This window comes from Hymenobacter sp. H14-R3 (assembly GCF_030063445.1).
GTDB lineage: Bacteria > Bacteroidota > Bacteroidia > Cytophagales > Hymenobacteraceae > Hymenobacter.
In genome coordinates this window covers 59,227-82,699 of record NZ_JASITD010000017.1, presented here as the reverse complement: position 1 = coordinate 82,699, position 23,473 = coordinate 59,227, and the positions used below count along the sequence as shown (strand labels likewise).

Below are 23,473 nucleotides of genomic sequence, written 5' to 3'. Positions count from 1 at the left end.
GCTAGTCTTTTTCGGGGGCAATGCGCGTCGGCGTTTGCTGGCCCGCCACAATGCCACTGGCGCTGCGCGCAATGGCCGAAATTACGGCCGTCATGTTAGCCACGTCCAGGCTGCTCACTTCGTCGTCGACGCTGTGGTAGAGCTTATCGGTCGGAATCTGGTCGGTGCTGATGGTGTGGGCCGGCACGCCCAGCCGGGCCAGCGTGGCGTTGTCGGAGCGGTAAAACAGGTTTTGCTCGGGGTACGGGTCGGGCTCAAACTTGAAGCCCGTGCCCTTCAGGTTGGCTTGCAGCAGCTTGCCGAAGTCTGACCGCTCGTAGCCCGTGATAAAGGCGGTTTTGGGCCCAAACTTGGCGGGCTTGCCAATCATCTCGATATTGAACATGGCCGTGAGGTCTTTCGCATCGAGCTGCTTAGAGAAATAAGTAGCCCCGAAGCCCCCGATTTCTTCGCCCGTAAAAGCTACAAAAACCAGCGACCGGGCGTTGTCGTGGCGCTTCTTAAAATACTCGGCCAGGGCTACTACGGCCGTGGTGCCGCTGGCATCGTCGTCGGCCCCGTTGGCAATAGAGTCGCCGGCCGTGGGTTTGATGATGCCCAGGTGGTCGTAGTGACCCGAGAAAATAACGTCCTCTTTGGCGCGCGCCGCGTTGCGGCCAGGCAGGTAGCCCACCACGTTGCGCAGCAGCAGGGTTTTGGCAACGGTAGTGGCCGCCACGCGGTAGGTAGCCGGGGCCGCCGATGCCGCCACCAGCGCCACCACGCACGAATACGGATTGGTAGCCGCCTCCTTGTGCAGCTGCGGGCCGGCCAGGCGACCCGCCAGGCGTTTAAACAGGTCGGCCTGGGCGGGGTCTACTAGCACCAGCAGGTTTTTGGTGGGCTGAAAAATCTCCTGGAAGTGCGGTTGCAGCTTGTCGGCGGGGCCCAGCACCAGTACCTCCACGGCGTCTTTCTCCGTCCAGGTTACTTGCGGCTGCGTAGTGATGGCCAGCGCATTACCAGCTGGCAGCGCCTGCCCCCCCAGCGTCACCTGCACGCCCGCAGTAGTCGTCTCATAAGCTGGAAATTCCTGCATGAAGCTCGTTAGCCCCGGCAGCGGCTGCAAGCCAATGCGGGTAAACTCGGCGGCCAGAAACTCGGCGGCTTTCAGGTTGCCAGGGCCGGCGGTGGGGCGGCCCCCCATGTCGTCGGCGGCCAGCGCATTAAGCACCCGCTCCACCGTGGCGGCCGATACTTCCTTTTTGGTTTGGGCCGCGGCTGTATGAGAGCTCACGGCCAGGCAGCTTAGTAGTAGCGTAGTGCGCATTATTTGCAAGTTATTGATTATCAATTTTTTATCTCAATCCTTGACCCGTTGCCGAGCGAGGTAACGAGGCATTTCCCGCCGCCGCCCTAGTTGCCGGGGGCGGCCAGCAACGGCTCCAGCTCGGCCACGGCCTGCGCCATTTCGGCCTCGGAGCCCAGGCCGCCCTTGCGCGCTTTCAGCGCCGCCAGGGCGGGGCCGTAGGCGGCCAGCGCCCGCTCCAGGCTGGCGCGCTTCAGGCGCAGGGGCGAGAAGCGGCCATCACTGGGCCAGCGCAAAAAGTACTGCGCTTCCTCCACCAGCGCACCGGGCGTGTGGGCCGTGTACGAGTCGTTGCCGGTGGAGGGCTTAGTCATTTCCTTGTGCAAATACTTGACCAGCTGCACGTTCTTTCCCTCCACCAGCACTTCGGCGCAGGTGCTGGCCACGTCGGGCGGCGAGATGGGGAAATTAATGAAGCGCCGGGCCGGCTCCAGCAGCCGGAACTCACGCACCTGGCTCATGGGCAGCAGCACCGAATCGCCCTGCGGGCGGCGCACTCGCAGCTCCTGCCGGTACAGGTCGTACTTGAGCAGCGCCGCCGTGGCGTGCTGGTTGCCGGCCAGCAGCAGCTCGCCCGGCCGCCAGCCTGCGTACAGCATGGGCGAGCCCAGCAGGGTATCGTCGCGGTTCGAGAAAGCGATGTCGGTACGGTTGCCCAGCACAGTAGCCATGTTCTGGGTTACCTGCATCGTTTCCTTCACCACGCCCTGGGCACCGGCAGCCAGCGAAGAGAGCAGCAGCGGTAAAAATAAGCTCTTGTAAATCATTGGCTTAAGGCTTTGCGCAAGCGTGAAAAGGTCGGGTTACTACGCCACCGTCAGCACCAGGTCGTCGGCCTGCACGCGGGCGCCCTCGGCCAGCGCGAGGCTGCCCACGGTGAGGTCGGCGGGCGCGGTGATGGTGGTTTCCATTTTCATGGCCTCGATGACGAACAGCGGCGTGTTTTTGGCCACCTGCTGGCCCGCCTCCACCAGCACCTTGCTGAGCATGCCTTGCAGGGGCGCGCCAATTTGCTTGGGGTTGGCGCGGTCGGCCTTGGCGTTGTGCACGGTTTTGACCTCCACCTGCCGGTCGCGCACTTCGAGGTTGCGCGTTTGGCCGTTGAGGGCAAAAAACACGGTGCGCATCCCATCCTCATTAACCGGGCCGATGGACTGCAGCCGGATGATAATGGTTTTGCCGCGCGCAATGGTGATGATGGTTTCCTCGCCTTCCTTAAGGCCGAAAAAGAACACCGGCGTCAGGATGCGGCTCACGTCGCCGTAGTCCTGCCGAAACTTCCAGTAATCGGCAAACACCTTGGGGTAGAGCAAGCTAGAGAGCAGGTCGGTAAACTGCGCGTAGGGGTGCTCTTTCTCAAACCCGGCCCATTCCTTGTCGAAGTCGATGGGCGTGAGGTGCTCGTTGGGCCGGTCGGTGAAGGGCTTTTCATCGCGCAGCACGGCCTGCTGAATATCGGCGGGCCACCCGCCCAGCGGCTGGCCAATGTCGCCGCGCAGCAGCTCGCGCACCGACTCCGGGAAGCTCAGGCTCTCGCCCTTGCTAATCACTTCCTCGGGGGTTAAGTTGTTGGAAACCATGAACAACGCCAGGTCGCCCACCACCTTCGACGAGGGTGTGACCTTCGGAATGTCGCCCAGCAGCTGGTTGGCATCGTGAAAGCGCTGCTTCACCTCCTCAAATTTGTCGAGCAGGCCCAGCGCCGCCGCCTGGGGCCGCAGGTTGGAGTACTGCCCGCCCGGAATCTCGTGCTCAAACACCTCGGCCGTACTGGCCAGCAAGCCCGATTCAAACGGGTAGTACTGCTCGCGCAGGGCCTCCCAGTAGTCACTGAACTCGTTGAGGCTGTGCTGGTTGAACTCGCGGTGGCGCGGCGTATGCCGGAACATCTCCACCGCCGAGTTGAAGTTGGGCTGCGAGGTGAGGCCCGAGAGGCCACCCAGCGCCACGTCAATCACGTTTACACCCGCCTCCACGGCTTTCAAATAAGTTGCTGGTTGCAAGCCACTTGTATCGTGGGTGTGCAGGTGAATGGGCAGCTTCACGGTTTCGCGCAGCGCCGTAATCAGCTCCTGCGCCGCGTAGGGCTTCAGCAGGCCCGCCATGTCCTTGATGCAGAGGATGTGCGCGCCGGCATCTTCCAGCTGCTTGGCCAGCGTAAGGTAGTAGTTGAGGTTGTATTTGGGCCGGCTGGGGTCCATGATGTCGCCGGTGTAGCAGATGCTGCCCTCGGCCAGGCCAGTGGTTTGCTGGCGCACAAACTGGATGCAGGCCTCCATGCCCTTCATCCAGTTCAGGGAGTCGAAAATGCGGAACACGTCCACGCCCTTGGCGCCGGCCTCGGCCACGAAGCGCTCGGTCAGGTTGTCCGGATACGCTTTGTAGCCCACGCCGTTGGCCCCGCGAATCAGCATTTGGAGCAGGATGTTGGGCACCGCCTCGCGCAGCCGAGTGAGGCGCGCCCAGGGGTCTTCGTGCAAAAAGCGCAGCGCCACGTCAAACGTGGCCCCGCCCCACACCTCCAGCGAGAAGGTTTGGGGGTGCTGGCGGGCGTAGCGGTCGGCCACCTTCAGCATGTCGATGGTGCGCATGCGGGTGGCCAGCAGGCTCTGGTGGGCGTCGCGCAGCGTGGTATCGGTGTAGTGAATGAGCGGCTCGGCGCGCAGCCACTCGCCAAATTTCTCGGGTCCCAGCTCCTGCAATTTCTGGCGGGTGCCGGGCGCAGGCGGCTGGGTGAGGTCGGCGGCGGGCAGGGGCACGCGGCGCAGTTGGCGGCGCTCGTCCACGCGGCCGGCCACGTCGGGGTTGCCATTCACCACCACCTCGCCAATGTAGTGCAGCAGGCGCGTGGCCCGGTCGAGGCGCTTGCGAAACTCCAGCAGCTCGGGGTGGTCCTTGATGAAGTCAACCGTGGCGTGCCCAGCCTGAAACTCAGGGCTGCGCACGATATTCTGCAAAAACTGCATGTTCGTCTTCACCCCGCGCACCCGGAACTCATCCAGCGTACGCAGCATTTTCTGGGCCGCGCCGGCAAGCGTGGGCGCGTGCGCCGACACCTTCACCAAGAGAGAATCAAAAAACGGCGAAATGATAGCACCTTGGTACACAGAGCCTTGGTCGAGCCGGATGCCGAAGCCGCCCGCCGAGCGGTAGGCCACAATGGTACCGTAATCGGGCTTAAAGTCGTTGGTAGCGTCCTCCGTGGTGATGCGGCACTGCACGGCCACACCTATGCATGGTACCACCACCTCGGGCCCCAGCCCGATTTCGGGCGACTCCAGCGCGTAGCCGCAGGCAATGTAAATCTGAGTTTTTACAATGTCCACGCCCGTTATCATCTCGGTCACCGTGTGCTCGACCTGAATGCGGGGGTTGACTTCGATAAAATAAATGCGGTCCAGCTCGGGGTTCACCAGGAATTCCACGGTGCCCACGTTGTCGTAGCCCACGGCCTTGCCAATCTGCAACGCGTAGGCATACAGTCGGTTACGCAGCGAATCGGTAAGGTCCACGGCCGGCGCTACCTCCACCACTTTCTGGAAGCGGCGCTGCACCGAGCAGTCACGCTCGTAGAGGTGCGTGAGGTGGCCGTGCTGGTCGCCCACCAGCTGCACCTCAATGTGCTTGGGCCGCTCCACAAACTTTTCCAGGAACACCGTATCGTCGCCGAAAGCGTTCAGAGCCTCGTTGCGGGCCTCAAAAAAACCTTTCCGCAGCTGCTCATCGTCGCGAATCACGCGCATGCCGCGCCCGCCGCCGCCGCTAGCTGCCTTCAGCATCAGGGGGTAGCCAATGCGGTGCGCCTCGGTCAGGGCCACGTCAACATCTACCAAATCGGCCTCGCTGCTCTCGATGAGCGGCACGCCGCACTTCAGGGCCACGGCCTTGGCCGCCACCTTGTCGCCGAGCGCCTCCATCACCTCGGGGCGCGGCCCCACGAAGATGATGCCCTCCTCACGGCAGCGCCGGGCCAGGTTGGCATTCTCGCTCAAAAACCCGTAGCCGGGGTGAATGGCCTCCACCCCATTCTCCTTCGCTACCGCGATAATCGCCTCAATATCAAGGTAGGGGCGCAGCGGCTCGTCGTCGCCGCCAATCTGGTAGGCCTCGTCGGCCTTGTAGCGATGCAGCGAATTGCGGTCCTCGTAGGTGTAGATGCCGACCGTGGAAATACCTAGTTCGGTGGCCGCGCGAAACACGCGGATGGCTATTTCGCCGCGGTTAGCGACAAGGAGCTTGGTGATTTTCATGAGAGGGTTGGTAGTAGTAGCGAAATTTCGCTACTAAACTACGCAGCGAAATTTCGCTGCCCAAAACCGCTCAGTTGGCCGCGCCGGTCCCGGCCCAGGGCCGCCGCGCCCGCACCTGCTGCACGCGGGCACTCAGCTCGGCCAGGCCCGGCCGGTGCACGCTGCCCAGGTGCGTGGTGGCAAATTCCTTGTGCGGCACATAGGTACCGGCGTCCACGGCCTGCCCCACCTGCTTGTACGCGTCGCGAAATGGCACCCCGCTCTGAATGAGCTGGTTGATATTTTCGACCGAGAAAATGGCGTCATATTTAGGCTGGTCAATCACGTCCGGTACCACTTCCAGCACCGGCACGGCGAAAAGCAGAATATCCAGGATATTGGCAAACTGCGTCATCGGCCGGAATAGTAGCTCCTTCAAAATCTGGAAGTCGCGGTGGTAGCCGCTGGGAAGATTATTAACAGTGAGAATAATATCGTTCGGTAGCGCTTGCAGCCGGTTGCAGTGCGCCCGCACCAGCTCAAATACGTCGGGGTTTTTCTTGTGCGGCATAATGCTGGAGCCGGTCGTAAACTCCTTCGGCAGCTTCACAAAGCCCAAATCCTGGCTGTTGTACAGCACCAGGTCATAGGCCAGTTTACTGAGCGTACCGGCCACGCCCGCCATGGCAAACGCCAGCGTTTTCTCGGTTTTGCCGCGCAACATTTGTGCACCGACCGCGCTGATGGCCACGTTGCCAAAACCCATCTCCCGCGTCGTCTGCTCGCGGTCGATGCCGAAGCTGCTGCCGAAGCCCGCGCCCGAGCCCAGTGGGTTGTGGTCGGCCACGGTGTGCGCGGCCTCCAACAGGCTCATATCCAGCACTAAATGCTCGGCATACGCCCCAAACCACAGCCCAAAGCTGCTCGGCATAGCCGCCTGAAAATGCGTGTAGCCGGGCAGTAAATGGTCTTTATATTTCTCGCCCTGCCGAATTAATAAATCAGCTAATTCCAGGATTTTCGCGCCGATTTTCTCAGTGTAATCCTTGATAAATAATTGAATCGCCGTCAGTACCTGGTCGTTGCGCGAGCGCGCCGTGTGGATTTTCTTGCCCGCGTCGCCGAATTTAGCAGTGAGGTAATATTCAATTTTAGAGTGCACGTCCTCAAACTCTGGCTCGATAACGAATGTGCCGTTTTCGACCTGGGCCAGCAGCTCATCCAAACCGGTAATTAATTGACCTTCTTCCTCTTTGGAAATCAGACCAGTACTGGCCAGCATTTTGGCCTGCGCCTTGGAGGCTTGCATGTCAAACTGCGCCAGATACAGGTCTAATTCGCGGTCCTGCCCCACCGTGAACTGCTCAATTTTATCGTTGACGGAGAAGCCTTTTTCCCAGATTTTCATAGCGCAAGGTTTCGCGAGGTTAAAAGAGGTTTCGCGAGGTTTTTAAAAAATAAATTGTGGGCTATTTATGCCAGTTGGCTAGCTACCCGGCTGGTTATCCAAACCTTGCGAAACCTCTTTTAACCTCGCGAAACCTTGCGCTTCAAAATCAGTCAGCAGCTTAATATAATCCGCAATTCCGTCGCGGATTTCGCTTAGCAAAATATACTCGTCCGGCGCGTGCGAGCGGGCGCTGTCGCCGGGGCCCATTTTCAGCGTATCAAACGGCATCATCGACTGGTCCGACAGCGTGGGCGAGCCATACGTCGTCTTACCCATCGCCACGCCCTTCTTAATCAACGGGTGATTTTCGCTAATCCGCGAGGAATTTAAATGCGTGGAGCGCGGCATAATTTCCGAAGTTAATTTCTCGCGTAGAAAATCGACGATTGCTTGGTTTTGATATAACTCATTCGTCCGCACGTCAATCACAAACTGGCAGCGGTCGGGCACCACGTTGTGCTGCGTGCCCGCGCTCATTTGGGTTACCGTCATTTTCACCGGCCCCAGCAGCGGCGACACCTGCGGAAACTGGAAGCTACGCAGCCATTGAATATCATCCAGTGCTTTGTAGAGGGCATTTTCACCCTCTTCGCGGGCCGCGTGGCCAGTTTTTCCGTGGGCGGTGGCATCCAGCACAATCAGGCCTTTTTCGGCGATGGCGAGGTTCATGCCAGTGGGCTCGCCCACAATTCCAAAGTCGATTTTCCCAAATTCCGGCAGCACGCTCCGGATACCGTTAGCGCCCGATATTTCCTCCTCGGCCGTGATGGCGCAGATTAAATTGAACGCCGTATCCTGGCCGTAGAAATACCGGAATACCGCCAGCAAACTCACCGCCGAAGCGCCCGCGTCATTGCTGCCCAGGCCCGTTAATTTATCGCCTTCCAGCACCGCGCCGAAGGGCGGGTACGACCAGGCCACACCCGGCTTCACAGTGTCGTGGTGCGAGTTTAGTAGAATGGTAGGTTTTTGCGCGTCGAAGTGGTGGCTCGTGGCCCACACATTATTACCCCGCCGCTGGGCCGGAATACTGTGCTGCGCCAGAAAACTCACCATGATATCGGCCGTACTGGCTTCTTCCCGCGAAAACGAAGGCGTTTGAATTAATTGCTTTAGCAATTCAATCGCATCGTTGCTTAGCTGCGCAATTACTTCAGACATAGCACCGTGCGCAAATCAGCACTAATATGCAGCGCGTGGCCGATAATCACCTGCGCCACGCCCTGGTTGAGTGCTGCGAAAGCATTTTCGAGCTTCGGCAGCATACCCTCGGCAATAATTCCATACTGCTTTAATTCGGCGTAGGTGTCTGAATTAATTTCGGGAATTACCGAATTATCATCGGCTACGTCGTGCAGCACGCCGTTTTTCTCGAAGCAATAATGCAGCGTTACCGTGTACTCAACGGCCAGCGCTACGGCCACGGCCGAGGCAATGGTATCGGCGTTGGTATTTAATAATTGGCCCTGCCCATCGTGAATAATGGGGCACAGCACGGGCGTAATACCAGCTTCTAACAAGCTTTCTAGCAAGGTGTTATTGACGCTGACCGGCGTGAGGTCGCCCACGAAGCCGTAGTCAATATCCTTTACCGGGCGCTTGTGGCCCTTAATTACATTGCCATCGGCCCCGCTCAGGCCGAGCGCGTTCACGCCCAGCTTTTGCAGCTCGGCCACTACCTGCTTGTTGGTTTTACCGGCGTAAAACATCGTCACGATGTCGAGCGTGGCGGCGTCGGTGATGCGGCGGCCATTCACAAGTTGCGGCTGCATGCCGAGCTCGCGCATCAGGGTGCTGGCACCTTTGCCGCCGCCGTGCACCAGAATTTTGGGGCCGTCGGCCTGGGCCAGTAAAGCCAGGAACTTGGTTAGCTCAGCAACGTCGTCAATAATGCTGCCCCCAATTTTATAAATAGTTACGTCCGGCTTATTCATAATCTGTTCGTTACCAAGCCCTGCCCTCCCGGCGAAAAAAAACGTTTTTTCTATTGCGGGCAAAAGTAGGAACTTTTACCTTTGTGGCTCAATTAGGGTCCTTGGTTTGCTAGTCCATTGGCTGGCCCCTGGCTGTTTTACTGCAATGACTCACTTGGTTCGCGCCACTTTTCAGCTTTCTGCCCCGGCCCTTTTGGGTGGCGAAAGCGTGCGCCCACTGGTTAGTGCCTTACTACGACGACCCTAGCCGGCTTCAACTGCCGGGTGCTGGCTGCGAGCTAGCCACGCTGAGCCACCGCTAACGCGCTCAGCCACTTACCGATAGATTTCGGGTTTTCTGCCGCTAACTCGCGTGGTGCGAGGGCCGGTCAACTGCGTCTCTTTCCTAAGTCTTTCTTCCTTACTAATGACAATACGGGTTGCGACAGCAGCAGACGCGCAGTACGCGGACTTGCTGTGTCAATGGTACATCGAATCGGCTAAGCAGCGGGGCACCGGCATTGCCAAGCGCGAGCCGGAATACGTGAAGGCTAAAATGCTGCAAGGCAACGCCGTAATTGCGTTCGTGGACGACAAGCTGGCCGGCTTCTGCTACATCGAGACTTTCGAGAGCGGCAAGTTTGTGGCCAATTCGGGCCTCGTAGTGAATACGGAACTGCGGAAGCACGGCCTGGGCCGCGCTATTAAGCGCGAAATATTCCGGCTCTCCCGCACTAAATATCCGGATGCCAAGATTTTCGGTATCACCACCAGCCTGGCGGTGATGAAAATTAATAGCGACCTGGGTTACAAGCCGGTAACGTTTTCGGAGCTAACTACTAGCGAAGACTTTTGGAAGGGCTGCAAGAGCTGCAAAAACTTTGGCATCCTGACCGAGAATGAGCGCAAAATATGCCTCTGCACGGGCATGGTGTACGACGACATAACAGCCCCACCGCCACCCGAAGAATTATAAAACGGAGGGACACTCCGTTTGGCGTCAGGGTTATTTGCTCTGCTGACTACCAACGATTAACGGAGTACCACTCCGTTTCACTGATTGATTAACCAATGATTAACGGGGTACCAATCCGTTTTACAGACCGACTCATGAAGAAAAAGGCAATTGTAGCGTACAGCGGCGGGCTGGATACCTCGTACTGCGTCGTTAATCTCTCGCGGGAGCATGACCTGGAGATTCACACCGTTATTGTGAACTCGGGCGGTTTTTCGGCCGAAGAACTGGCCGCCATCGAGAAGCGGGCCTACGAGCTGGGCTCGGTGAAGCACGAGGTAATTGACATTACCGAGCGCTTTTACCACGATTGCCTGCGTTACCTGCTGTTTGGCAACGTGCTCAAAAACGACACTTACCCGCTGAGCGTGAGCGCCGAGCGCATGTTTCAGGCGCTCGCCATTGCCGAGTACGCCAAGCGCGAGAATGCCGAATACATCGTGCACGGCAGCACTGGGGCCGGCAACGACCAGGTGCGCTTCGACGTGGCCTTCGCCGTTATTTCGCCTGATACTGAGATTATTACGCCCATCCGCGACCAGAAGCTGTCGCGCCAGGCCGAGATTCAGTACTTGCAGGACCAGGGCTTCGAAATGAGCTGGGAGAAGGCCAAATATTCCATTAACCGGGGCATTTGGGGCACCAGCGTGGGCGGCGTCGAAACGCTGACTTCGCGCCAGGCGCTGCCCGAGAGCGCCTACCCCACCCAGCTTTCCAAAACGGAGCCCAGCCAGCTGGAAATCACCTTCGAGAAGGGCGAGCCAGTGGCCTTGAACGGCCAGCGCATGGACGCTGTGTCGCTCATTCAGCAAATCAACGACATCGCCGGGGCCTACGCCATCGGCCGCGATACGCACGTGGGCGATACCATTCTGGGCATCAAGGGCCGCGTGGGTTTTGAGGCCCCGGCGGCGCTGCTGCTCATCAAGGCGCACCATTTGCTGGAAAAGCACACGCTGTCGCGCTGGCAGCAGCTGCACAAGGAGCCGGTGGCCACCTGGTACGGCACGCTGCTGCACGAGGCGCAGTACCTCGACCCGGCCATGCGCGATTTCGAAGCCTTCCTGCTCTCATCGCAGGAGCGCGTGACGGGCACGGTATTCGTCGAGCTGCGGCCCTATCACTTTGAGCTGCTGGGCATTGATTCGAAGTACGACATGATGCAGTCGAAGGTGGCTACGTATGGCGAGGAGAATAATGCTTGGGATTCACGCGATGCGCGGGGCTTCATCAAGATTTTTGGCAATCAGTTGAAGATTCACGCTTCACTGGGGTAGCCGCCAGCCGTGCAGCCCCACCCCCCGGCCCCCTCCTCTGCGGGAGAGGGGGAGCCAAACGATTTTTTAGCTGCATTTATATAAGTAACCGCTTGCGCCGCCGTGGCTCCCCCTCCCCCGCAGGGGAGGGGGCCGGGGGGTGGGGCTGCACTACATGACCAAATCCATCATCACCGTCGGCATCGTGGGCGGCGCGGGCTACACGGCCGGCGAGCTGCTACGCCTACTACTGCACCACCCGCAGGCTACCATCGGCGCGGTAGTCAGCACCACGCAGGCGGGGCTGCCGGTGCATTCCGTGCACGACGACCTGCTGGGCGATACCGACCTGACCTTTGCCAGCGCGCTGCGTGGCGATGAGGACGTGGTGTTTCTGTGCCTCGGCCACGGCAATTCCCGCGAGTGGCTGCTAAAAACGGACCTGCCCGCCCGCACCAAAATCATCGACCTGAGCAACGACTTCCGCCTGGCGGCCGACCGGCAGGCGGGGGGCAGGGAATTTGTCTACGGCCTGCCCGAGCTGAATCGCGCCGCCATCCGCGCCGCCGACAGCGTGGCCAACCCCGGCTGCTTTGCCTCGGCCATTCAGTTGGCGCTGCTGCCGTTGGCGGAGGCTGGGCTACTGCGCGAGGCGGTGCACGTATCAGCCATCACGGGCAGCACGGGCGCGGGACGCGGGCTGGCCGAAACAACCGGCTACACCTGGCGCACCGGCAACATTTCGACCTATAAAACCTTCACACACCAGCACTTAGGCGAAATCGGCGAAACGCTGGTGGGCTTGCAACCGGACTTCGGGCAGCCAATCCGCTTCATCCCCTACCGCGGCAATTTCACGCGGGGCATCTTCGCCTCCGTTTATACTACCTGTGAACTTTCAGTACTGGAAGTACAAAATTTATACTCCGATTACTACCGCGACGCGCCATTCACGCTTGTTTCGGAGAAGGAAATTCACCTCAAGCAAGTGGTAAACACCAACAAATGCCTGCTGCACGTAGCCAAGCACGACGACCAGGTGCTCATTACCTCCACCCTCGACAACCTACTGAAGGGCGCTTCGGGCCAGGCAGTGCAGAATATGAACTTGATGTTTGGGCTTGAGGAAACGATGGGATTAGGAATAAAGGCTTCGTATTTTTAAGCTAGTAGAACGTCAGCAAAAAGAACGTCATGCTGAGCTTGTCGAAGCATCTTGGCAGGTTCGTTTAATTAGACTGTGTTAAATATGGATGACTATTCAGCAATGAGTGTAGGCTCCCCCTCAAAGTGCGCCAGCCAAAAGTAGAGAGAAGTAGTAACTTTTCACTTTCTCTATTTTTAGCTACTCATGAAAAAGAGTCGATTCAGCGAAGCCCAGATTCTGGGCATCCTGCGCCAACAGGACCAGGGGCAGACCGTCGCCCAGATTTGCCGTGAACATAGTATTAGCGAGGCCACGTTTTACGGGTGGAAAAACAAGTTCGGTGGCATGAGCACCAGCGAGTTACAGCGTCTCAAGCATCTGGAGGACGAAAACCGCCGCCTCAAACAACTCTACGCGGAGCTGAGCCTGGAGAATCAGGTCATTAAGGAGGTGTTGCGAAAAAAGTAACCACCCCCACGGCCCGGCGCGCCGTAGCCCACTACGCCTGCGGGCGGGGGCTGAGCCAGCGCCAGGCGTGTACGCTGGTGGGCCTGGCCCGCAACAGCTACGCCTCGCCACCCGGTGGGGGCCGTGGGGGCATCCAGCCCGTCGATACTGACCTGATGGGCCGCTTGCAGGCTCTGGTCACGCGCCACAGCGGATGGGGCTTTTGGAAGTACTACTACCGCCTGCGCAAGCAGGGTATACTGGTTAATCACAAGCGCTTATGGCGTATCTATCAGGCAATGAGCTTACAACTAGGAAAGCGGCGCAAAAAGAAACGCCTGCCCGAGCGGGTTAAGCGGCCCTTGGAAGTCCCTCCACAGCCTAATGTCTGCTGGTCGCTCGACTTTATGAGCGATGCCTTAACGGATGGCCGCCGCTTCCGCACGCTCAACGTAGTGGAGGACTGGAACCGGGAAGTGCTCGGGATCGAGGTTGATTTCTCGCTGCCCGCTGTGCGTGTAGTGGCCCTGCTCACGACACTGGTTGGTCGCCACGGCCCACCCGCCCGGATTCGAGTAGACAATGGGGCCGAACTCATCAGCCAGGTCTTGCAGACCTGGTGCCAGGACCAGCACATCGAGCTGCACTGGATTCAGCCTGCTAGTCCAACCCAAAACGCCTATATTGAACGCTTTAACGGCTCGTTTCGCCGCGAGCTGCTTAACGCCCACCTCTTCACCAGCCTGCGGCAGGTGCGGGAACAGTGCCAGAGCTGGCAGTATGATTATAACCACCTGCGGCCCCATGAGGCCCTTAACTTCTTAACTCCCATTGAGTTTCGTCAAGCTGCTTGACCTCTACTTTTGACTGGCTCACTTAAAGGGGGAGTCTACAGTTAATTCGGAAGTAATATTTCAGCATTTTGGCTACTGGCCAGATTTTCATGATGCTGAGGTAATGAAAGTTACTTTCGAAGCACTTCCTACTCTACGCTCTGCTGTGACATTCACAATTAACGCTTTTGAGATGACTAATAAGGTCACTGAAAAAGGTTATTTCAAACTAACAAAAAGGTGTCAGATTGAGATACAATTAACTGGGATTAAAAAGCTGAATTTTAACTACTTCAGCTTTCAAAACGTGCTTTTTGAGCTTTGGCTTGAAAAGCAGGGAAGCGATATCAAAGCAGTTTTTAGCTCATCAGTTGGGATGGAAGCTGCCATAGTTGCTGAAGAAGCTTTGATTTTAAGTCTTGTTCCTGTTAATAATTTACAAGTAAATGATATCGGAGGTAATGGGGCCAGGGGTTCAGCTCAGCCTCTTTAGTCAACGAACCTACCAAGATACTTCGGCAAGCTCAGCATGACGTTCTTTTAAAAAGATAACCTACTAGAAATAATGAACCTCTTCAACGTTTATCCGCTGGTTGACATCACGCCGGTGCGGGCGCTGGGTGCGACTCTGTGGGACGACAAGGGCCAGGAATACCTGGATTTTTACGGCGGCCACGCCGTGATTTCCATCGGCCACAGCCACCCGCACTACGTGCAGCGCCTCACCGAGCAGCTGCAAAACATCGGCTTCTACTCCAACTCGGTGCAGATTCCGATTCAGCGCGAGCTAGCCACGAAGCTGGGCCAGGTATCGGGCTACGACGACTACACGCTGTTCTTGTGCAACTCGGGCGCCGAGGCCAACGAGAACGCGCTGAAACTGGCTTCTTTCCACACCGGCAAAAACCGGGTTATCGCCTTTAAGGGTGGGTTCCACGGCCGCACATCGGGCGCAGTAGCGGCGACCGACAACCCTAAAATCGTGGCTCCCTTCAACGCGGGCCACGTGATTTCCATTCTGGAATACGACCTGCAAGCGGTGATAGAAGTGCTGCGCGGCGGCGACGTGTGCGCGGTCATGGTGGAGCCGATTCAGGGCGTGGGCGGCATTATTAGTCCCCCCGACGAGTTTCTGATTGGTCTTTCGCTGGTCTGCGGCGCGCACGGAGCCTTGCTAATTGCCGACGAGGTGCAGTGCGGCTACGGCCGCAGCGGCAAGTTTTTCGCGCACCAGCACGCGGGCATCCGGCCCGATATTATTTCCGTGGCCAAGGGCATGGGCAATGGCTTTCCCATCGGCGGCATCCTCATTGCGCCCCAGTACAAGGCTTCGTTCGGCCTGCTGGGCACCACGTTTGGCGGCAACCACCTGGCCTGCGCGGCCGCCCTGGCCGTGCTGGAAGTCATTGAGGAGGAGGACCTGCTGGCCCACGCTACCGAAATGGGCGACTACCTCCGTACCGAGCTGCTGGCCCACGCCGGTGCCGAAGAAATTCGCGGTCGCGGCCTGATGGTGGGTATTAAATACAACTTCCCCATTAAGGAAATCCGCGATAAGCTATTGTCGGAATTCCACGTGTTCGTGGGTAACGCCTCCGACCCCACGGTGCTGCGGCTGCTGCCACCGTTGAATATCACTAAGGCGGAGGTTGACCGGTTTTTGCAGGCGCTATATGCGCTGGTGCAGCCCCACCCCCTAGCCCCCTCCCCTGCGGGGGAGGGGAGACTAGTTTCTAGTTTTAAATCCTAGTTTACTAATTATAAGCACTTCACTCCTAGTAAATTCTAATTTAAGAATTAAAACTAGCGCTAGAAGCTAGTTCCCCCTCCCCCGCAGGGGAGGGGGCTAGGGGGTGGGGCTGCCATTAGCACGATATGCCACAAGTAAAACTAGTTCTCGAAGACGGCACCGAAATCCAAGGCGAATCCTTCGGCGCGTTCACTTCCGCCGCGGGCGAAGTGGTGTTTAGCACGGCCATGACCGGCTACCCCGAAAACCTCACCGACCCGTCCTTCGCCGGCCAGATTCTGGTGCTCACCACCCCGATGGTGGGCAACTACGGCGTACCCGGCGAGGAATTGTACGAGTCGATTTCCACCATTTTTGAGTCGGATAAAATCCACATTGCCGGGCTCGTGGTGACCTACTACTCGGAGGAGCACAGCCACTGGAACGCCGCCAAGAGCCTAGGCGACTGGCTCAAGGAGTACAACATCCCCGGCATTTTTGGCGTCGATACCCGCATGCTCACCAAAAAGCTGCGCGAGAAGGGCGCTATGCTGGGCAAAATAGTGGCCGAAACCGACGTGCCCCTGCACGACCCCAACCTCGACAACCTGGTGGCGCAGGTGAGCCCGGCCGGCGTGCAGCGCTACGGCAGCGGCCAGCACAAAATCGTGCTCGTGGACTGCGGCACCAAAACCAACATCATCCGCTGCTTCCTGGAGCGCGACGTGGAGCTAATTCGGGTGCCCTGGGACTACGATTTCACGACCCTCGACTACGACGGCCTGTTCCTGAGCAACGGCCCCGGCGACCCCAAAATGTGCGAAGCCACCATCCAGCACCTGCAAAAGGCCCTGGCGCAGGACAAGCCCATTTTCGGCATCTGCCTGGGCAGCCAGCTCATGGGCCTGGCGGCGGGCGGCGACACCTTCAAGCTGAAATACGGCCACCGCAGCCACAACCAGCCCGTGAAGCTCACCGGCACCCAGCACTGCTATATCACCAGCCAAAACCACGGCTTCGCAGTCGATACCGCCACCCTCCCCGCCGAGTGGGACATGCTGTTCGAGAACCTGAACGACGGCACCTGCGAAGGCATCAAGCACAAAACCAAGCCGTTCTTCTCCACCCAGTTTCACCCCGAAGCGGCTGGCGGCCCCCAGGATACGGAGTTTCTGTTTGATGACTTTTTGAAAGCGGTGGTGGAGTATAAAGAGGGAATCAGAACAACGAAATAAGAACGTCATGCTGAGCGCAGCGCAGCGAAGTCGAAGCATCTCTACCGCTTCGTTGTGATTATAAATTCAGCAATTAAGGAAGCATTATCAAACCACAATAGAGGTAGTAATGACCTATACAAAGCGACGTTTTGCAGCTGAATTATTAGCTGAGTTAGAGCGTGATTTAGCAGAAGCTGAACCTACTTTTTCCGTTGTAAGACTTGCGCGTTGGGCTTCAACTAAACATTTCAAATATCAAGGTCATCTTGAAGCTGGCTTAGAGGATAATATGGTGAAAATCATGCTAATGGAAGATGGTGAAGAATTTGAGCTAGACATACACCAAATTAGGCAGCTAGCCACCGAAATGCTGAATATCAACGCATAAAGCTCAACTATCCCAGGGAAGCGGCAGAGATGCTTCGACTTCGCTCAGCATGACGTTCTAAAATCACCAGCATGTACGTCTACATACTGACCAATCAAACCCAAACCGTCCTCTACATCGGCGTTACCAACGACCTCACGCGGCGGCTTTACGAGCACAGCAGCAACCGAGGCAACGCTAGTAAATTCACTGGACGGTATCAGGCTGACTTACTCGTTTATTTTGAAATAGCTCCCAATGCGACGCAGGCCATAGTGCGGGAAAAGCAATTGAAAGGCTGGACGCGCCGGAAGAAAGATGCATTAATTAATGGTTTTAATCCGACTTGGCAGGCCATTGATTTAGAAACGTGGGAAGGCTGAATTTAATAAATCCAACGAAGCGGTAGAGATGCTTCGACTTCGCTGCGCTCCGCTCAGCATGACGTTCAAATTTGACACGACCTTTCGGTCTGTTACCCAACACTTAGAATGAACAAACCCAATAAAGTACTCATCCTCGGTTCCGGCGCGCTGAAAATTGGCGAAGCCGGGGAGTTCGATTATTCCGGCTCGCAGGCCCTCAAGGCGCTGAAGGAGGAAGGCATCCGCACCATCCTCATCAACCCCAATATTGCCACCGTGCAGACGTCGGACAACATGGCCGACGACGTGTACTTCCTGCCCGTGACGCCCTACTTCGTGGAGGAGGTCATCAAAAAGGAGCAGCCCGATGGCATTCTGGTGGCTTTTGGTGGCCAAACGGCCCTCAACTGCGCCGTGGCCCTGTACCGCGCCGGCGTGTTTGAAAAATACAAGGTACAGGTACTGGGCACCCCCGTGCAGAGCATCATCGACACCGAGGACCGGGAGATTTTCAAGGTGAAGCTGGAGCAGATTGGCGTGCTCTCGGCCCGCAGCGTGGCGGTGACGACGATGGACGATGCGCTGGCCGCCGGCGAGAAAATCGGCTTCCCGATTATTGTGCGGGCGGCGTTTGCGCTGGGCGGCCTGGGCAGCGGCTTCGCCAATAACATGGACGAGTTGCGGGAGTTGGCCCAAAAATCCTTCACTACTTCCGACCAGATTCTGGTGGAGGAATCGTTGAAGGGCTGGAAGGAAGTGGAGTATGAAGTGGTGCGCGACCAGTTTGATAACTGCATCACGGTCTGCAATATGGAGAACTTCGACCCCATCGGTATCCACACCGGCGAGAGCATCGTGGTGGCCCCGTCGCAGACGCTCAGCAACCGCGAGTACCACAAGCTGCGCAGCATCGGCATCCAGACCATCCGGCATTTGGGCATCGTGGGCGAGTGCAACATTCAGTACGCGCTGGACCCCGCTTCGGAAGATTACCGCGTGATTGAGGTGAACGCCCGCCTGTCGCGCTCGTCGGCGCTGGCCTCCAAGGCCACGGGCTACCCGCTGGCCTTCGTGGCCGCCAAGCTGAGCCTGGGCTACTCGCTGGCCGAGCTGAAAAACAGCGTAACCCAGACGACAACGGCCTTTTTTGAGCCGGCGCTCGACTACGTGGTGGTTAAGCTGCCGCGCTGGGATTTGGGCAAGTTTGCGGGCGTTAACCGCCAGATTGGCAGCGCGATGAAGAGCGTGGGCGAGGTCATGGCCATCGGCAAATCGTTCGAGGAAGCCATCCAGAAAGGCCTGCGGATGCTGGACACTGGCCGGCGCGGCTTCGTGGCCAACCGGCCTGAGGATGAGCTGGATAACGCCGCCATCGACCAGCTCCTGAGCGAGCCGAACGAGGAGCGCATCTTCGCCATCAACAGCGCCTTTGAGGCCGGCTACACGCTGGAGCAGGTGCACCAATTGACCAAGATTGACCACTGGTTTTTGCAGCGCCTCTACGGCATTTTTGAGCTGGGCAACCAGCTCGCCGCCGGCCGTAGCGCAGGCTTGGCAGGCCTGGAAACCAAACTCCTGCGCGACGTAAAAAAAGCTGGTTTCTCGGACCAGCAGATTGCCGTGAAGCTGCTGGGCGAGGGCGACGTGAAGGCCGACGAGCTGCTGGTGCGCGCCCGCCGCAAGGCCCTGGGCGTGCTGCCCGTGGTGAAGCAGATTGACACGCTGGCGGCCGAATTTCCAGCCAAAACCAACTACCTCTACACCACTTACCACGGCACTGAAAACGACCTGGACCGCGAAACCGCGCAGTCGGTGGTGGTGCTGGGCTCGGGCGTGTACCGCATCGGCTCATCGGTCGAGTTTGACTGGTGCGGCGTGCAGGCCGTGCAAACGGCAGCGGCCGAGGGCTATAAAACCATCATTATCAACTACAACCCCGAAACCGTTTCGACCGACTACGACGTCAGCGACCGGCTGTATTTCGAGGAGCTGAGCTTCGAGCGGGTGATGGATATCCTGGATTTTGAGCAGCCCGGCGGCGTGATTCTGAGCACCGGCGGCCAGATTCCCAACAACCTCGCCATGCGCCTCGATGAAGCTAAGGCCCCTATTTTGGGCACCTCGGCCGCCCGCATCGACGAGGCCGAGAACCGCCACAAGTTCAGCAGCATCATGGATGAGCTGGGCATTGCCCAGCCGCGCTGGAAGGAGCTGACCTCGCTCGGGGCCATGCAGGATTTTGTGCAGGAAGTCGGGTTCCCGGTGCTCATCCGGCCGAGCTACGTGTTGTCGGGCGCGGCGATGAACGTGGTTTCCAACAACTTCGAGCTGGAAGAATTCCTGAAAGCCGCCAAAGAGGTGAGCGCCGAATACCCGGTGGTGGTATCCGAATTTATCCAGGAAGCCAAGGAAATTGAGCTGGACGCGGTGGCCGACCACGGCGAAATTGTGAGCTACGCCATTTCGGAGCACGTGGAGTTTGCCGGCGTGCATTCCGGCGATGCCACCATGTACTACCCGCCGCAGCAGGTGTACGTGGGCACTATCCGCAAGCTCAAAATCATTGCCGAGAAGATTGCCCGGCGCTACGAAATCAGCGGCCCGTTCAACATCCAGTTTCTGGAGAAGAACGGTATTATCCGCGTGATTGAGTGCAACTTGCGCGCCTCGCGCAGCTACCCGTTCGTGTCGAAAATCTCGGGGAATAACCTCATCAAAAAGGCCACCCAAATCCTGCTGGGCCGCCCCGTGGAGCGCGACGAAAGCGAGCGGATTTATGACCTGCCCTTCGTGGGCGTGAAGGCCCCGCAGTTCTCGTTCACCCGCCTGCCCGGCGCCGACCCGGTGCTGCGCGTCGACATGGTGAGCACCGGCGAAGTAGGCTGCCTGGGCGACACCGCCGAGGAAGCCCTGCTGAAATCAATGCTGAGCGTGGGCTACAAAATCCCGCAGAAAACCGTGCTGATTTCCGGCGGCCCCATCAAGTCGAAAGTGGCCCTGCTCTCGGCCACGGAGCTACTGGTGAAGAAGGGTTACCAGATTTACGCCACCCAGGGCACGCACCGCTTCTTCGCCGAAAACAACGTACCCAGCAGCCTCCTCTTCTGGCCCGACGACCACGTGGAGCCCAACGTGCTGACGTATTTGAAGGAAAAGAAAATCGACCTAGTCATTAATATCCCCAAAAACCTGTCTAAAGGCGAGTTGGATAACGACTATAAAATCCGCCGCACCGCCGTGGATTTTGGCGTGCCGCTGCTGACGAATGCGCGGCTGGCAAAGGCGTTCATCCAGGCGTTTTGCACCCTGGAAATGAAGGACTTGAAGATTAAGAGCTGGAACGAGTACAAGGCGATGTAGCACGAAGCTCCTGCTTCGCGTATCGTTGCAGTATGCATTCAAGAAACATCTATATTTCAAGCCAACATAAATTGAAGGGCCTCACATGGTCGGACTTAACTTATGTTGGCTTAAACCATGAAAAGGCGGACGAGTACAAAGCGAATATGGTAGCTGAGTATGCTCATTCCCTATTTGATGAGCCACAAATATTATGTTGTCCTTGGACGTCATAACTCGCACTTGGCCTTATTAGATGACGCGCTGAAAAGCGTGGGCTTTTGGATGAAAACGACTGATGTATTGCTCTGCAACCAGTCATTTACCAAAGCGATGTCATTCGCTAAAATTGGTGTAATGAGTTACGGCGAGAAGTTGGCTTAATTCTTCATCAATATGGGTCATAAAAACGTCTGCCTCGGTTGCCGCACAGCCTTCAATGTTTCTTATGAAGACATTCGTGAAGTAGTTTGCAATGCATGCGGAGTTCCGATGATTCAATTACCGCATAGGTTTCGGCCACCCAAAAAAAGCGAAACTTCTAGATGGGAAACTGTGAAATTCTTGGTCGAAAATGGATTCCCATACCAACACATATCTGAACAAAACGAAAAAGCTCACCTGCTGAATCGAATTGGGCAATACGTTGAGTATCCCGAGATTCTTATAGACGCACAGGAATTTATCATTAAATATAAATCGCAGGCAAAGAAGCCTAAATAATGAAAAACTTCACCTCCTTCGCCGATGCTGGCGATTACAAGGCCTTGTTGCAGAAGGCTTTAGAAATAAAAGCTAACCCCTTCGGCTACCAGCATGTGGGCAAGAACAAAACCGTGGGGCTGATATTTTTCAACCCCAGCCTGCGCACCCGCCTCAGCAGCCTGAAAGCCGCTTACAACCTGGGCGCGCAAGCCTGGGTGCTAAACGCCGGGGCCGACTCGTGGACGCTGGAAATGGCCGACGGCGCGGTGATGAACGGCAGCACGCAGGAGCACATTAAGGACGCCATCGCGGTGATGAGTGAGTATTGCGACGTGCTGGGCGTGCGCACCTTTCCCACCCTCAAGGACAAGGAGGCCGACTACAACGAGGAGGTGCTGCGCAAGATTATGCAGTACGCCACGGTGCCGGTTATCAGCCTGGAAAGCGCTACGCTGCACCCCTTGCAGTCGTTTGCCGACCTCATTACGGTGGCCGAAACCAAGCAGAAGGAGCGCGTGAAAGTGGTGCTGACCTGGGCGCCGCACGTGCGCGCCCTGCCGCAGTGCGTGCCCAACTCGTTCTGCGACTGGTTTGCGGAAATCGACTGGGTTGATTTTGTCATTACCCACCCGCGGGGCTACGAGCTGGACCCCAAATTCACGAAGGGCGCGACCATCGAATACGACCAGCGCAAGGCCCTCGCAGGGGCCGACTACGTACAGGCCAAAAACTGGAGCAGCTACCGCGACTACGGCCAGGTGCTCAGCAACGACCCCAGCTGGATGCTCACGCCCGAGCACATGAATTTGACCGGTAGCGGCAAATTCATCCACTGCCTGCCCGTGCGCCGCAATGTGGAAGTGTCTGATGCCGTGCTCGATGCGCCGGGCTCGCTCATTATTCAGGAAGCCGGCAACCGAACGTTTTCGATGCAGACGGTGCTGCACGAGTTGCTGAAATAGAGTTAGTTATAGAACGGAGTGGCACTCCGTTCCCGTAAGGACCACACCCAACGAGGAACGGAGTGCCACTCCGTTTTACACTTGTTTTGACTTCTACCATCACCATTCGCCCCATCGCGCCCGGCGACGCGGCGGCGCTAGCCGGCGCCATCCGCGATACGCTCGCCGAATTTGGCGCGGCTAAGCCCGGCACCGCGTACTACGACGCGGCTACCGACCACCTCCCTACCCTGTTTCAGAGCACGCCCCGCAGCGCCTATTTCGTGGCCGAAGCGGACGGCGAAGTCCTCGGCGGCGGCGGCATTTTTCCCACCGAGAACCTGCCAACCGACACCGTGGAGCTGGTCAAGCTCTACCTGCGCCCCGCCGCCCGGGGCCGGGGTGTGGGCAAGGCCCTCATCGACCATTGCCTGCAAGCGGCCCGCGCCAACGGCTACGCCCGCGTGTACCTTGAAACTACCGACGAGCTGACCCAGGCCATCCCGCTCTACGAGCGGCTAGGCTTCACGTATTTAACTGCCCCACTGGGCGATAGCGGCCACTTTGGCTGCCAGATTTGGATGATTCGGGCGGTGTAGATTTTACTGCCGGCTTGGCAAAACCCGTCTGTCATGCGCATCTGGCGTCCGCTTGCGAAGCATCTTATCACGTTCGAACGACTTGTTCTGGCGCGATAGGATGCTTCGCAAGCGGACGCCAGATGCGCATGACAGACGGGTTTGTTTTGCGTAAGTCCTGATTAAATATCTTATACAGAATTTTTTACCCTGCTTGTTCGCCCTCGTTGTGGGTATGGGCCACGCCCTTCGAGCCCGACCACCTGCTGGCGGTGAGCACCCTCATCACGCACCACGACCGGCTGCGCCAGGGCCGCCCGCAGGGGCTGGGCCGGTGCCTGCGGCACACCACCATGTTGGTGCTGCTTGGGTCGGTATCATCTTCAGCCGGGCTACCTGGCTGCACTCGGGCTACTTCGAGGTGGTAGTGGGCGTGATGCTCATCAACCTGGGCATCAGCCGCCTGCTGGACAGTAATTCGTGTCAGTCGTTCCAGAAGCCGCCGCGGCAAGCGGGCTTTGCCTACACCGTGGGGGCCTGGTGCATGGGCTGGCCGGTAGCGGGGTGCTGGCGGTGCTTAGCGCCATTCCGCGG

Annotated in this window: 19 protein-coding genes; 13 read left to right on the top strand and 6 right to left on the bottom strand. The window is 58.0% G+C overall.

The window, feature by feature from the left end; all coding sequences use genetic code 11:
• Position 1 precedes the first annotated feature (1 nt).
• The 6 genes from QMK33_RS15795 to argB all read right to left on the bottom strand — a co-directional run bounded on the left by QMK33_RS15795 (position 2) and on the right by argB (position 8,961).
• Complete coding sequence (locus QMK33_RS15795) at positions 2–1,309, bottom strand: M20/M25/M40 family metallo-hydrolase (protein ID WP_283565577.1); 1,308 nt, start codon at positions 1,307–1,309, stop codon at positions 2–4.
• Positions 1,310–1,395: 86 nt separating this feature from the next.
• The gene (locus tag QMK33_RS15790; RefSeq protein WP_283565576.1) at positions 1,396–2,115 is read right to left on the bottom strand and encodes a hypothetical protein; all 720 of its coding nucleotides are present in this window, start codon (positions 2,113–2,115) and stop codon (positions 1,396–1,398) included.
• A gap of 39 nt (positions 2,116–2,154) precedes the next feature.
• Positions 2,155–5,598 (bottom strand): pyruvate carboxylase, encoded by a 3,444-nt coding sequence (locus QMK33_RS15785; RefSeq protein WP_283565575.1) that lies wholly within the window; start codon positions 5,596–5,598, stop codon positions 2,155–2,157.
• A 70-nt stretch (positions 5,599–5,668) separates the two neighbouring features.
• Complete coding sequence (argH, locus tag QMK33_RS15780; RefSeq protein WP_283565574.1) at positions 5,669–6,985, bottom strand: argininosuccinate lyase; 1,317 nt, start codon at positions 6,983–6,985, stop codon at positions 5,669–5,671.
• A gap of 78 nt (positions 6,986–7,063) precedes the next feature.
• On the bottom strand, positions 7,064–8,188 hold the full coding sequence (locus QMK33_RS15775; protein ID WP_283565573.1) for a M20 family metallo-hydrolase: 1,125 nt from the start codon (positions 8,186–8,188) through the stop codon (positions 7,064–7,066).
• Positions 8,176–8,961, bottom strand: coding sequence for an acetylglutamate kinase (argB, locus tag QMK33_RS15770; protein ID WP_283565572.1), 786 nt, complete (start codon positions 8,959–8,961; stop codon positions 8,176–8,178). The genes QMK33_RS15775 and argB overlap by 13 nt, the downstream gene beginning before the upstream one ends.
• A 406-nt stretch (positions 8,962–9,367) precedes the next feature.
• Between argB and QMK33_RS15765 the strand changes: the two genes are divergently transcribed.
• The 13 genes from QMK33_RS15765 (at position 9,368) to QMK33_RS15705 (ending at position 23,307) form a co-directional block, all read left to right on the top strand.
• Positions 9,368–9,916, top strand: a complete 549-nt coding sequence (locus QMK33_RS15765; protein ID WP_283565571.1) for a GNAT family N-acetyltransferase — start codon at positions 9,368–9,370, stop codon at positions 9,914–9,916.
• 134 nt (positions 9,917–10,050) lie between these two features.
• Positions 10,051–11,232, top strand: a complete 1,182-nt coding sequence (gene argG / locus QMK33_RS15760; RefSeq protein ID WP_283565570.1) for an argininosuccinate synthase — start codon at positions 10,051–10,053, stop codon at positions 11,230–11,232.
• Positions 11,233–11,386: 154 nt separating this feature from the next.
• Positions 11,387–12,376, top strand: a complete 990-nt coding sequence (argC, locus tag QMK33_RS15755; protein WP_283565569.1) for an N-acetyl-gamma-glutamyl-phosphate reductase — start codon at positions 11,387–11,389, stop codon at positions 12,374–12,376.
• 186 nt (positions 12,377–12,562) lie between these two features.
• Positions 12,563–13,659 (top strand): IS3 family transposase gene (locus QMK33_RS15750; RefSeq protein ID WP_502867070.1). Its coding sequence is split into 2 segments (ribosomal slippage): positions 12,563–12,809 and positions 12,809–13,659, totalling 1,098 coding nucleotides; the frame shifts between segments, so codons are not numbered across the junction.
• A 13-nt stretch (positions 13,660–13,672) separates the two neighbouring features.
• Positions 13,673–14,131, top strand: coding sequence for an Imm50 family immunity protein (locus QMK33_RS15745; RefSeq protein WP_349361759.1), 459 nt, complete (start codon positions 13,673–13,675; stop codon positions 14,129–14,131).
• Positions 14,132–14,203: 72 nt separating this feature from the next.
• On the top strand, positions 14,204–15,388 hold the full coding sequence (locus QMK33_RS15740; protein ID WP_283565567.1) for an aspartate aminotransferase family protein: 1,185 nt from the start codon (positions 14,204–14,206) through the stop codon (positions 15,386–15,388).
• A gap of 125 nt (positions 15,389–15,513) precedes the next feature.
• Positions 15,514–16,602 carry a glutamine-hydrolyzing carbamoyl-phosphate synthase small subunit gene (carA, locus tag QMK33_RS15735; protein ID WP_283565566.1) on the top strand — a complete coding sequence of 363 codons (1,089 nt, stop codon included), beginning with the start codon at positions 15,514–15,516 and terminating at the stop codon, positions 16,600–16,602.
• Between the two features lie 109 nt (positions 16,603–16,711).
• The gene (locus tag QMK33_RS15730) at positions 16,712–16,972 is read left to right on the top strand and encodes a hypothetical protein (RefSeq protein ID WP_283565565.1); all 261 of its coding nucleotides are present in this window, start codon (positions 16,712–16,714) and stop codon (positions 16,970–16,972) included.
• A 71-nt stretch (positions 16,973–17,043) separates the two neighbouring features.
• Entirely contained in the window at positions 17,044–17,334 is a 291-nt protein-coding gene (locus QMK33_RS15725; RefSeq protein ID WP_283565564.1) for a GIY-YIG nuclease family protein, read from the top strand.
• Positions 17,335–17,442: 108 nt separating this feature from the next.
• Positions 17,443–20,676, top strand: coding sequence for a carbamoyl-phosphate synthase (glutamine-hydrolyzing) large subunit (gene carB, locus QMK33_RS15720; RefSeq protein WP_283565563.1), 3,234 nt, complete (start codon positions 17,443–17,445; stop codon positions 20,674–20,676).
• A 701-nt stretch (positions 20,677–21,377) separates the two neighbouring features.
• Positions 21,378–22,322: a Rossmann-fold NAD(P)-binding domain-containing protein gene (locus QMK33_RS15715; protein ID WP_283565562.1), complete on the top strand. Its 945-nt coding sequence runs from the start codon at positions 21,378–21,380 to the stop codon at positions 22,320–22,322.
• An 86-nt stretch (positions 22,323–22,408) separates the two neighbouring features.
• A complete protein-coding gene (locus tag QMK33_RS15710) occupies positions 22,409–22,900 on the top strand; it encodes a GNAT family N-acetyltransferase (RefSeq protein ID WP_283565561.1) in 492 nt (163 codons plus the stop codon).
• 206 nt (positions 22,901–23,106) lie between these two features.
• Positions 23,107–23,307, top strand: coding sequence for a hypothetical protein (locus tag QMK33_RS15705; protein WP_283565560.1), 201 nt, complete (start codon positions 23,107–23,109; stop codon positions 23,305–23,307).
• Positions 23,308–23,473: the final 166 nt, after the last annotated feature.

Excerpts from the sequence above, each read along its gene's own strand:
- QMK33_RS15795 (WP_283565577.1), bottom strand. The coding sequence starts at position 1,309 with ATGCGCACTACGCTACTACTAAGCTGCCTGGCCGTGAGCTCTCATACA.
- QMK33_RS15790 (WP_283565576.1), bottom strand. The coding sequence starts at position 2,115 with ATGATTTACAAGAGCTTATTTTTACCGCTGCTGCTCTCTTCGCTGGCT.
- QMK33_RS15785 (WP_283565575.1), bottom strand. The coding sequence starts at position 5,598 with ATGAAAATCACCAAGCTCCTTGTCGCTAACCGCGGCGAAATAGCCATC.
- argH (WP_283565574.1), bottom strand. The coding sequence starts at position 6,985 with ATGAAAATCTGGGAAAAAGGCTTCTCCGTCAACGATAAAATTGAGCAG.
- QMK33_RS15775 (WP_283565573.1), bottom strand. The coding sequence starts at position 8,188 with ATGTCTGAAGTAATTGCGCAGCTAAGCAACGATGCGATTGAATTGCTA.
- argB (WP_283565572.1), bottom strand. The coding sequence starts at position 8,961 with ATGAATAAGCCGGACGTAACTATTTATAAAATTGGGGGCAGCATTATT.
- QMK33_RS15765 (WP_283565571.1), top strand. The coding sequence starts at position 9,368 with ATGACAATACGGGTTGCGACAGCAGCAGACGCGCAGTACGCGGACTTG.
- argG (WP_283565570.1), top strand. The coding sequence starts at position 10,051 with ATGAAGAAAAAGGCAATTGTAGCGTACAGCGGCGGGCTGGATACCTCG.
- argC (WP_283565569.1), top strand. The coding sequence starts at position 11,387 with ATGACCAAATCCATCATCACCGTCGGCATCGTGGGCGGCGCGGGCTAC.
- QMK33_RS15740 (WP_283565567.1), top strand. The coding sequence starts at position 14,204 with ATGAACCTCTTCAACGTTTATCCGCTGGTTGACATCACGCCGGTGCGG.
- carA (WP_283565566.1), top strand. The coding sequence starts at position 15,514 with ATGCCACAAGTAAAACTAGTTCTCGAAGACGGCACCGAAATCCAAGGC.
- QMK33_RS15730 (WP_283565565.1), top strand. The coding sequence starts at position 16,712 with ATGACCTATACAAAGCGACGTTTTGCAGCTGAATTATTAGCTGAGTTA.
- QMK33_RS15725 (WP_283565564.1), top strand. The coding sequence starts at position 17,044 with ATGTACGTCTACATACTGACCAATCAAACCCAAACCGTCCTCTACATC.
- carB (WP_283565563.1), top strand. The coding sequence starts at position 17,443 with ATGAACAAACCCAATAAAGTACTCATCCTCGGTTCCGGCGCGCTGAAA.
- QMK33_RS15715 (WP_283565562.1), top strand. The coding sequence starts at position 21,378 with ATGAAAAACTTCACCTCCTTCGCCGATGCTGGCGATTACAAGGCCTTG.